The sequence below is a fragment of the Nocardia sp. NPDC019395 genome, assembly GCF_040632335.1.
Taxonomy (GTDB): domain Bacteria; phylum Actinomycetota; class Actinomycetes; order Mycobacteriales; family Mycobacteriaceae; genus Nocardia.
In genome coordinates this window covers 59,036-69,638 of sequence record NZ_JBEYBT010000007.1, presented here as the reverse complement: position 1 = coordinate 69,638, position 10,603 = coordinate 59,036, and the positions used below count along the sequence as shown (strand labels likewise).

The 10,603-nt window shown below is 68.5% G+C and carries 7 protein-coding genes; all 7 read right to left on the bottom strand.

The window, feature by feature from the left end; translation table 11 throughout:
- Positions 1-41 precede the first annotated feature (41 nt).
- The 7 genes from ABZ827_RS18815 to ABZ827_RS18785 are packed head-to-tail and all read right to left on the bottom strand — an operon-like array spanning position 42 to position 10,404.
- Positions 42-1,013, bottom strand: a complete 972-nt coding sequence (locus ABZ827_RS18815) for a hypothetical protein (protein ID WP_357238118.1) — start codon at positions 1,011-1,013, stop codon at positions 42-44.
- Between the two features lie 43 nt (positions 1,014-1,056).
- On the bottom strand, positions 1,057-2,019 hold the full coding sequence (locus tag ABZ827_RS18810) for a ScbA/BarX family gamma-butyrolactone biosynthesis protein (RefSeq protein WP_357238116.1): 963 nt from the start codon (positions 2,017-2,019) through the stop codon (positions 1,057-1,059).
- On the bottom strand, positions 2,016-2,960 hold the full coding sequence (locus tag ABZ827_RS18805) for a nucleoside-diphosphate kinase (RefSeq protein ID WP_357238114.1): 945 nt from the start codon (positions 2,958-2,960) through the stop codon (positions 2,016-2,018). Before ABZ827_RS18805 ends, ABZ827_RS18810 begins: the two co-directional genes overlap by 4 nt.
- Positions 2,957-4,033 (bottom strand): SDR family oxidoreductase, encoded by a 1,077-nt coding sequence (locus tag ABZ827_RS18800; protein WP_357238112.1) that lies wholly within the window; start codon positions 4,031-4,033, stop codon positions 2,957-2,959. The genes ABZ827_RS18805 and ABZ827_RS18800 overlap by 4 nt, the downstream gene beginning before the upstream one ends.
- On the bottom strand, positions 4,030-4,290 hold the full coding sequence (locus ABZ827_RS18795; protein WP_357238110.1) for an acyl carrier protein: 261 nt from the start codon (positions 4,288-4,290) through the stop codon (positions 4,030-4,032). The genes ABZ827_RS18800 and ABZ827_RS18795 overlap by 4 nt, the downstream gene beginning before the upstream one ends.
- Positions 4,287-7,634, bottom strand: coding sequence for an AMP-binding protein (locus ABZ827_RS18790; RefSeq protein ID WP_357238108.1), 3,348 nt, complete (start codon positions 7,632-7,634; stop codon positions 4,287-4,289). Before ABZ827_RS18790 ends, ABZ827_RS18795 begins: the two co-directional genes overlap by 4 nt.
- Positions 7,621-10,404: a PEP/pyruvate-binding domain-containing protein gene (locus ABZ827_RS18785; protein WP_357238106.1), complete on the bottom strand. Its 2,784-nt coding sequence runs from the start codon at positions 10,402-10,404 to the stop codon at positions 7,621-7,623. The genes ABZ827_RS18790 and ABZ827_RS18785 overlap by 14 nt, the downstream gene beginning before the upstream one ends.
- Between the last annotated feature and the right edge of the window lie 199 nt (positions 10,405-10,603).

Below are 10,603 nucleotides of genomic sequence, written 5' to 3'. Positions count from 1 at the left end.
GTCCATCCCGGTATACCGGACGCCCGACCGCCCGGCGGGTGTCAGGCGGGAACCGTTGCCTGCGCGATGAGAAGCAGATAGAAGGTCACGATGAACAGCACCGCGGGCGCCAAGGGGTATTCGGCGGCGCGGTCGCGCAGGAACCGGAACCCGCCGTAGACCGGCAGCGCGGCCGCCAGGATCGGCAGCAGTCCCAGCACGCGACGGAGACCCTCGTACTCCCACGGCCGTACCAGTACGAGGTCTGTGCCGACCGCTACCGCGACGAAGAGCACGGAAACCACGCAACTCGCACCGGCACCCAGGGTGTTCGAGTAGTAGTGCTCACCGGGCCGTCGCTCGTGCGCGGTTTTGCGGGCGAGCTCGAATTGCAGGAACGCCCCCGCGAAGATCACGGCGACCGGGGCCAGGGACCAGAACGCCGCCGGGCGGCCGTCGCAGACCGTGCACGGTTCGTAGGCTGCCCAGCCCGCGGGAACGCTGCTGGTATCCAGCACCGAGAGCAGTACGTAAGCAGTGAGCAGAAGCTGGACCGGATAGGTGATCACGAGATTGGCCAGAATGTTGTCCCTGAGCCAGGGCGATAATCGTTCGGCACCCCACAGCGCGAGCCCGTAGACCAGGACGACGGCGACGGCGATCGCGGAGCGCACCGAGAGCAGCAGACTCGCCGCGATCGCGACCACCCCCAGAACCGCCGTACCGAGTCGCAGATCGGGCGCGGTGACCGCGCCGGTCACCAGGGGCCGATCAGGATTGTGGACCCGGTCGTATTCGAGGTCCTTCTGTTCGTCGACCATCCGCAGGTACAGCAGGACGACCGCGACGACCACCACCCGGCCCAACGTCGCCCAGCCGGGCCGCCAGGCATCCCACGGCGCCGTGAGCAGGGCGATGGTGGCCTCCAGCGCGAAAACCCACAGCACCCCGTAGAGCAGATAGTGCGGTTTGTACATGACCACGGTGAAGTGCAGTAGGCGCGAGAAGACACCGCCCGGCGCACGCGAACTCATCCGCACCTACCCCGTCGCTTGTTCGAGTTCCGGACCGCTGTATTCATCCCGCGGCCGCGTCCAGGAATGCGAGGTCCAGTTCTGCGGTGGTCGTATCGCCCTGCCGGATCGCGCAGTGCGCCTCGACCCGTCCCGCGGCCGATCCGGTCGGCTCGGCGCGGCATTCCGTCGCCAGATCCAGTTCGGTGAAACGGTCGAAACGGCTGGCGATCCCGATCAACTGCGGATAGTCCGGCCCGCCGGGGAGCAGCAGCGCGGTTTGCCGAGCCGCTTCCAGTAGTGCGCTGCCGGGAATATGGTCGAGCCGGTGGTCGAAGAGGAACGGGTGGCCGGGGTCGATGGCGAGGCCCGCGATCCCGCGATCGGCGTCCCGCTCGACCGGGCTCACCACCACATTGCGGGGATCGCGCCGGCCCACCGCGGCCGGCTCGGTGCCCTTGGTGGAAACAACCGGGCCGACAACAGATCCCAGCCCGCGCCGCTTCCGGAATCCGGTGCGCAGCCCCGACCACCGCTCCGGCGAAAGCCAGGAGAACGATCCGTCCACCGTCGCCAACAGCGCTCCGGCACTATAGATCTCGAGAACGATATCGATCCCGCAGACCGCGCTACCGCTGCCGTGCAGATTCAGGACCTCGGCCTCCAGTACCAGATCAGCAGGTTCGGGCCCGCTCGCCCAAGCCGGCCCGGGCACCCCCGTTCCGTTGAATGTCCGCACCAGGAATCCCGCGTCCAAGGGGACCCGATAGAACTCGTGCGTTATCGCGATGGACGTCTGCCGCGCGGTCTCCATCACCGCGAGCAGATCGTGCCTGGCGGCGAGTATCCCGAGGTGATCCCCGTAATAGGCGTGCATCCTGGGCAGTTGCGCACCGGCCACGAACCGTCCCGGGGCGCGTGCGGCCAGCGAGGTGACGAAAACCTCCGAGACCGCCGCCCGGTGGGCGAGCTCCCGGCGGATCGGTTGCTGATAGGAGACCTCCGTCTCCACGGCTTCCACACTCATCCCCAGCCCTCCCGCCAGTCCGCGGCGGTCACCGGCGGCAGGGTTTGCGGTCCGGTTCCGATACGCATGGGCAGTACCTGGGAGCCGAGCACGACAGCCGACCATGGGTCGATCTCCTGGCCGGCCACCAGAGCACGGTTCAAGGCGGCAGCGCGGGCGGCGGCGTCGGTATCGAAATCCGGTGGGACGGGCGTACCCGCTCGTTCGAGATCACGCCGCACCCGATCGAGGGCGACCTCCGGGTCGAACGACCGGCGCGGGGTGCGCGCGTACAGAGCATCGGCGAGTTCACGCGCGGATTCGGCGCGGTCCGCGCCGGTATAGGCGCGGGTGATCACCTCGGCACGCTGGTTCTCGGCGAAATAGATCGCGAGTTCGCGCAGGACATCGGCGGGATCGTCCGGAGTGTGCACCAGATTGAGCAGGAAGTTGTGCTGCCCGAGCAGATGGCGCAATTGCCCGGGTTGCCGCTTACGCGGATCGGTGGGCCCCTTGGCCTCGGTGAGTCGTACCGGGGTCGGGAGGTCACCGCACCCGCTGACCACCAGCAGCAGCGAGTCCGAGAGCGCGGCCAGTAGCTCGGCCAGGCGGCGGCGCTCCGGCGAGGCGATATTCCAGGCGTAGTACCACAGTGCGCGCACCAGATGCCGGTTCACCGGCACCGTCGCGGCGTACACGACCCGGAAATCGTTGCCGGCCAGCCATTCGAGTGTCGGTTCCACCGCGCGGGCGGCGATACCGTCGGGCTTCAGCAGCAACAGCGAATGCCCCATCGCGAAAGCTCCGGCGTCGATTCGCAGCCGCGCCAGTTGTTCCACGCTTTCGAGCACATAAGTATCGGCCTGGTAGGCGGTCACCTTCGCCGGCTGTGGTGTGAGCGAGGCCAGCAGGGCCGGCAAGGCCTGCGGCCGCGGGACCGCGGGCGTTCGGTGATCGATCATATGTTCCACTCCGTACCCGTTCCGGCCAGCACTTCCTCGATGGTCGGCAGTGGGTCACCGAGGTATCCCGACTCCAGGCAGTGGTCCAGCAGCAGGCGGAGATATTCCTTCCCGGATTCGGGCGGCGGGTGCCCGAGCAATTCCTCGGCCTGCTCGGTGCCGAAGGTCTGCCGACGGCTGAAATAGCTGGTGTAGAGGGAGCCGATCCGGCGATAGTATTCGCGTTCGATCGGGCCGAGATCCGTTTCGGCGAAAGTGGTTTCGGGGACGAAGGTCGCCACCGCGAACGACGGATACTCCGCCAGCACATCCGAGATCTCGCGCAGTGACAACGTATCCCGGCCGACGGCATGCAGGGTCCGTCCGGACGCGGCAGCGAAATCGAGGACCGCGGCCGCCACCACATCGGCGACATGGTCGACCGGTGCCAGTGTGACGGTGGCGTCGTAGCGGCCGGGTAACGACCGGAGCTTGCCTTCCACCATGAGTTTCACGACGGTGTAGAGGTTCTTGTACTCGCGGATCTCCCCCGTACCGGAGGATCCGGTGACTATGCCGGGACGCACCACCGACCAACGCAGCCCAGCGGCCGCCCGGACCGCCCGCTCGGCAGCGAATTTCCCTTCTTCGTAGCGTGTTCCGAACCGCTGACCGCTGTTCAGTTCGTTCTCCTGGATATGCCCGTCCCGCATACCGCACACATAGGCCGTGCTGAGGTGGATCAGCGCGGCATCCCACTCGCGAGCGAGTTCGATGGCGTTTTCCGTACCACCGATATTCAGCTCGGCGTATTCCTGGTCGGCGGCGTCGAAGGCAGTGGTCGCGGCGCAGTGCACGATGGTTTCGACGCGACCAGCGAGTTCGGCCCGCACCGCGGTACTCATCCCGAACCCGGGCCGCCGGATATCACCGACCCGGAAATCGGCTGCCTCGATCCGTTTTCCGGCATTGTCGACGATCGCGGATTCGGTGTGCCGCAATGCCACCACTTCGCGCCCCGCCGCCACCAGCCGCGCGACCACCTCCGCGCCGACGAGCCCACTCGCGCCGGTGACCAGTACCGCGCCGGTCATATCCGGCCCTCCCGGGCCAGGCCGGTACGGATCAACCGCACGACCTGATCCACCCGCAGCACTCCGGCCAGTTCCTCGGGCCGATACCCGGGCAGGCCGAAGGTGCGTTCGAGAACCACGGTCAGCTCCATGAGCCGCAGTGAATCGAAGCCGAGATCCTCGATCAGCCGGTCGTTCCCGGCACAGGTGGTATCCGGTTTCGGCGCCATCGCGGCGATCACCCGGTACACCTCCCGCGCCACGTCGGCATCGTTCACGACTCCTCACCTTCCCGGATATGCGGTTGCCGGCCGCCGGAGGTCAGCAGGTCACGGGCTTCGTCGAGCGGTAGTTCGGCGTCCAGGTAACCGGCCAAACGCAACCAGTCGTAGCCGATCCCCAGTGTGCTGCGCCACTGTTCACGGGAATCGAACGAAGCCGGGAAGTCCTCCTCCCCCGCGACGGAACGGACCAGGGTGACGAATTCCTCCAATACCCGCAGCGCCGCGGCGGTATCCCCGTCCGGGCCGCCGAACCGCACCTGCCGCGCCGCCCGTAGCGCGTCGAGTAATTCATCCCGGCGGCCGACCTGCGCGGGCAGTATCCGGCCCACGGTCGATACCGGCGCGATATCGGCCGGTATCGGATGAACACCGAAGGCGCTCAGCAGTACCCGCACCGCCATCGCGAGCAGCCGATGCGCCGCGATCTCGGCGACCGCCCACTGTCCGTCTTTCACCGCACCCGTCAGATCCTCCCGGGCGTTCTCCAGCACGATATTCGACCAGACCAGCCCCATCCCGCAGGCGACGAACCGCTGCGCGGGCAGCGGCGACAGCTCCACCGGCCGACCCGTCCCGGCCGCTCCGCTCACCCCGAGCGCCGGGAGCACCGGGCACGGCGGCGGGGTATACGGACCTACCGGCGGGCACATGGCGAGCGCGGCCGTGATGGCACCGTCCCCACGCCACTGCAATCCCACGAAACCGAGTCGCACGAATTCGGCCAGGTCCGTCCCGATATCTCCGGCCCGATCCAGGATCGCGACCACCGGTCGCCGGAACACCACCGAACGCCAGGCCCGCGCGGCGGCACCGGACAGGACGAACACTTCGCTGTCCCCGCGCAGAACGTGGACACGTTCCCCGATCTGCCAGGTGGTCACACCGGGCACCCGGGTGAGTATCACCCGAGCCGGGTCATCACCCACCCCGTCGACACCGAGTTCGGCGGCGAAATCCAGGACCCGCGCCAGGTCCACGCAGCCGCCCCGGCGGAGCTCCTGGTATCCAGCGGAAACCGATCCGCCGTCGGCGGCGAGCCGATTCAATTGCTCCGGAACCCATTTCGTCTCGAGATAGGTTTCCCCGCGCCGGGCCGCCCACGCCTTCACCGCCTGCAACAGACCGTCGGCGGCCCAGTCCGCCGCATCGTCGCCGGCCCCCAGCGCACGCCACGCCACCGCGTACCGCAGGGCCTGCCGGGCCCGCTCCGCCCACCAGCGGGCGATCCGCTGCGCGAATTCGTGGTGGGTGAGCACAGCGCGCAGCGCCGCGATATCCACCTGGTCGCCGGGGCGAACGAGGGTGGATCGCAGGAAACGCTGGCATCTGTTCAGCACATCCTCGTCCAGCACCGCTGCATCCTCCGCCGCGGCGACCCTCGTCAGCTGCCGGTGCAGTTGCGCGACCGACCGGGTCCGGACCTCCACCCGCCGGCCCTCGACGAACAGCACCGTCGGCAGTGTCGGCAATTCGTCCGAACCGGGAGCCACCACCAGGAAATCCACGTCCGAGCCCGCATTACCGAACCCCTCGGCCAGCGACCCTTCGAACAGCACAGCTGCCCCGGCGGGCACTGCCACCTGGTCCAGCGCCGCATCCAGCAGCTGGGTGATACGCCCGGGCGGCAGCGACGGGCGGGGCGCGCTTCCCGGCGCCGGATGAACGACCGGCCCCTCGAGCGTCCCCTCCCGAAACCGCTGCCACATATGCCTGCGGCGCGGTTTACCGCTGGACGTCCGCGAGATCATGCCGCGCGGCCCCGTCACCACGGTGACCGTCTGCGCGGGACCCAACTGTCCCGCGACGATGCCCCTCGCCTGTGCGATCCACTCCCCCGGCGCGGCTTCGGCGAACAACGCGATGCCCTGCTCGCCGGCATCGGGTATCGCCACCGCCGCCAGTTTTCCCTTGGTGATCCCGGTTTCCTGGGCGACCCGCGACTCGATATCTTCCATGAACACCGGACGCCCACGCACCTTCAGACTCGAACCCATCCGGCCGAGCACGAAAACCTCGCCCCGATAGAGGAATCCGGCGTCGCCGGTGTAGAGCACACCGTCGGAAATTCGCGTCGACGAGGCGGCCACCGGTGGACCCGAATAGCCCAGCGCCACCGAATCACCGGCGACGGCCATCTCACCGAGCGTCCCCTCGGGCAGCGGACGTCCGTCCGCATCCACCACCCGCACCGTCGATTCCGGAGTCGAGAAGCCGAGCCCGTTGATCCAGCCGGACCCGGTCACCGTATGACCGTCCGAAAGTGCCTCGGTAGCCAGCACGGTGACCGGTTCGCCGAAGCGCAGCGCCGCGGTGTCCAGGCGCAGCGAGGTGATCGGCCGGTCGCGGGCGGAGGACGTCACCATCAGGGTCGCCTCCGCCAGGCCATAGGCGAGCGTATAAGCGTTCATAGAAAAGCCTTGTGGAGCAGTGAGTTCGGCGAACGACTGCAGATCGGCCACCTCCACCGGCTCCGAACCGACCGCCAGCGTCCGCCAGCCCGACAGATCCAGGTCCGCGATATCCTCCGGCCGCACGCGGTGCGCCACATACCCCAGCGCGAACGACGGCGACGGGGAATGCTGAGCATGGGTCATCGCGCGCAACCAGCGCACCGGATCGCGCACGAACTGGTCCGGGCGCATCAGATGCAGATCACCCTGGTTGGTGACGGTGGTGAGAAACGCGCCCACCAGGCCCATATCGTGGTAGAGCGGCAGCCACGACACCATCGCCTCGCCCGGCCGCCAGTCCACGAGCGTGGAGATCATCGCGATATTGTTCGCCAGGTTGCGCCAGCTCACCCGCACGCCGCGCGGTGTTCCGGTGGACCCGGAAGTGAACTGCAGCAGCGCGCATTCGTCGGGTTCGGCGAGTTCCCGCCGCTCCGGCGCGGCCGGTAGCGAGCCCGGATCCACCACGACGGGTTCGTCGGTGCGACCGGCCGCCTCATGCGCCTGCCGCGCCAGATCCCTGAACTCCGACGAGGTCAGGACGAGCAGCGGCTGTGCCTGCCGGAGAATCGACCCCACATGCGCCACATACTGTTCCATATCTCCGTACATCGGTGGCGCCACCGGCGTGAACACGCCGCCGCAGGCCCACACCGCGTAAAATGCCGCGGCGCAGGGAAATCCGGTCGGCATGATCACGCAGACCCCCGCACCGGCCCGCATACCGTGCTCGCGCATCAGCGCGGCGACCGACCAGCTCAGCTCGGCCAGATCGGTGTAACTGCGGTAATCCCAGCCGGTCCCCTCGTCCGCGAAGTACACGCCGGTATCGGACGCGGGCCGGACAAGCCAGCCCCGCACCGACGCCACATGATCATCCGGTTCCATCGCCGTGATCTCCTCCCGAGAGCACCGTCACGGTGCCCGCTGCTCCGTCGACACGGATCCGCATCCCCGTCCGCAGTTTCCTGCTGCTGCCCGGGACCTGGACCACCGTCGGCACCCCGAGTTCCCGGGCGACGATCGCCACATGGGTGAGCGGGCTCCCCCGTTCGATCACCAGCGCGGCAGCCGACGGCAGCGCCGCCACCCAGCCCGGATCCGTACGGTAGGCGACGAGGATCCCGCCCGCCACATCACACGGTTCGTCCACCACCACAGCGGTTCCCTCGACGACTCCCGCCGCCGACGGTGACCCGGCCAGGACATCGCCGGGGACGGCCGGCGGGATATCGGCCAACGGAACCCACCCCTGCGCCGCCAGCTCCGCATCCGGGAAATCCGGTCCCACTGTCGTGAAACGCGCGGGCGCGACGAGTCCGGCATCGGCGGTACGCGCCACTTTGCGTGCCGCGATCCGATCGGGCAGATCCGGCATCGGCACCTGGTCGTAGCAGTTCCGCAATTCGTCCACGGTCAGGTAGAAGACGTCGGCGAAATCGTCGATGATCCCGCGCTCGGCGAGATCGCGGCCCATCACCCGGATCATCCGTTTGACCATCCCGAAGGCACGGGTCCGGCAGAACCGCAACCGTTCCCGATGCGCGGCGCAGCGCGCGGTCTTGGCCCGCACCCGGTTGTAGAGCCACCGGCGGATACCGCCGAGCTGTTCGTCGAGATAGGTATCCGGGTCGATCGCGGGCTCGGCACCTGCCGGTTCCGGCGCGCCGACCCGGCCCAGCGCGCTGCGCAGCAGCACGAACAGTCCCGCCGGTTCCTCACGCAGATCCGGTGCCTCCAATTTCAGTTCGTCGACGCTGCGGTATCCGTACCGATCGAGATATCCGTCGATCGCGTCGAGGAACTCCCGGTAGCCACCTGCCCGCAGCGCCTCGTAGGTCCACTCCGGGTCCGTCGACAACACCAGCGCGGCCAGCTCCGGGTCGGCGTGCGCGTACCGCGCGAGATCGGTCATCGCGCGGGCCGGTTCCGCGGATTCGATATCGGCGCCCGGGCCCACCATCGCGTACAGGAGAGATTCCGGCGCCTGCGGCAGGAACGCCTTGGTCAGCAGGTACATGGCGCCGGTGAGGGTCAGCAGGATCGCGTCCAGCACCATCATCGGCCCCCACCGCAGCACGAGGTCGCGGTCCACCCGCCGATACGCCGCGTAGGCGTGCTCCCCGTGGACGTATTCCATCGCGTCGTAGCGGTCGTACACACGGTAGAACTCGGTACAGAATTCCCGCATCATCGCGTCGATACCGAATATCCGCCGGAGATAGATGGCGGTGGTCCGGGCCCGCGACAAGGCCCGGTGCGCCGGTGATCCGAAGGTGAAGGGGCGCAGCGTGTTCGCGATATCGTCCGGCAGCGGTTCGGCGACACCGAGCGCCGCCTCCAGCACCTTGCGGTTCAGCGGGTATCCGGGCGCGATCCCCACCATCCGGTACCAGTGCAGCAGGTTGTAGTACACCCGGCCGTGGAAACTGCCCAGCAGATACGGCGTCCACGAATCCAGCTGCCGCACCTGTTCTTCCGGTACACCCAGCGATTGCGCATACCCCCGGTACACCCGGCCGTAGATCCCGGCGGCGACGGTGAAGGTCAGCGGCGAGGTCAGACCCTGGAAACTCTCGATGATGTTCGAGTTGTCCCAGATCCGGGGTTCGCCCGGCGGCACCGGTTCTCCCGCTCCGCGAAGCACCGCCGTCCCCGCGGCCGGGCGACCACGGACCAACCGCAATCCACCGCGCCCACCGGCCGGCGGCCGCGCGCTCCCCGGTGCATCCCGCAGTGCCGTGATGGGCCGGGCCTGCAGAAACCACAGCCCGTCGGCATCGATCGCCCATTCGATGTCCTGGGGTCCGCCCAGCGCGGCGGCCAGTGCCCGGCCCCGGCCGGCCAGCAGCGTCACCTCCTCGTCACCGAGAACGGGTGCACTCCGCCGCGGCGCCGCCACATCCAGCACCGTCACCCCCGCACCGTCCGCGGGCACGTACTCGACATCCTTATCGCCGACCACCCGCTCGACGATCGTTCCCGACGCGTCCACCACCACCGTGTCGGCGTCGACAGTCCCCGAGACCAGCCCCTCCCCGAGCCCGTACACGGCACTGACCACGACCTCGTCGGCCGACCCGGTCGCCGGGTTCCGGGTGAACAGCGCCCCACCGGCCCGCGCCACGACGAGCCGCTGCAGCAGTACGGCGATCTCGGTCGCCGGCGGTCTGCCCCGCAGGAACGCGTACCGGATGACTCGCTCGGCGAAACAGGAGGCCCAGCAGGCCCGGACCCGATCGCATACCGCGGCCTCGCCGGTCACATTGAGATACGTTTCGAACAGTCCCGCAAAGGAATCCGTATCGCCGTCCTCGCCCGCTACCGAGGACCGCACGGCCACAGGTCCACCGCCGAGCCTGGTGTACGCGTCTCGGACGACCTCCCACGGCCCGTCGAGGGCGGCGTCGCCCTCCCCCGCCAGCTCCGCTCGTATCCGCCGGCCCCGGTCCAGTGCTGTCTCGAGATCCCCGGCCCGGATGTACTCACCGATCAGCTCCCCCAGACCTGCCGCGGCCACGAATCCGGCGAAGACATCCGTACCGAGCACCAGCCATTCCGGAACCCGCGCACCCGCCGCCCCCAGCGCATACAGTCCCCGTGCCTTACCTCCGCCGAAAGCCGCGATATCCGCTTCGGCGTCATCCGCTCCGAGCACCCGCAAGAACCGACCTCCAACCCCGTCTGCCGTAGCAGAACTTCGTCGTCCGTTCCGCATGAGTAAACCCGAGGAATACTCCGTGTATCGCGTATTCGGGCCCGGCGTTATCCCTGACTCTCTGTCCGGCCCGCCCCGGGACCTCGCTACCACCCACCGACCGAGGCCGGCGCCTGCACGGAACACCAGGCGTGCCCGC

Bases quoted from the DNA above. Each gene is read 5' to 3' on its own strand.
- ABZ827_RS18815 (WP_357238118.1), bottom strand. From the start codon at position 1,013: ATGAGTTCGCGTGCGCCGGGCGGTGTCTTCTCGCGCCTACTGCACTTC.
- ABZ827_RS18810 (WP_357238116.1), bottom strand. From the start codon at position 2,019: ATGAGTGTGGAAGCCGTGGAGACGGAGGTCTCCTATCAGCAACCGATC.
- ABZ827_RS18805 (WP_357238114.1), bottom strand. From the start codon at position 2,960: ATGATCGATCACCGAACGCCCGCGGTCCCGCGGCCGCAGGCCTTGCCG.
- ABZ827_RS18800 (WP_357238112.1), bottom strand. From the start codon at position 4,033: ATGACCGGCGCGGTACTGGTCACCGGCGCGAGTGGGCTCGTCGGCGCG.
- ABZ827_RS18790 (WP_357238108.1), bottom strand. From the start codon at position 7,634: ATGGAACCGGATGATCATGTGGCGTCGGTGCGGGGCTGGCTTGTCCGG.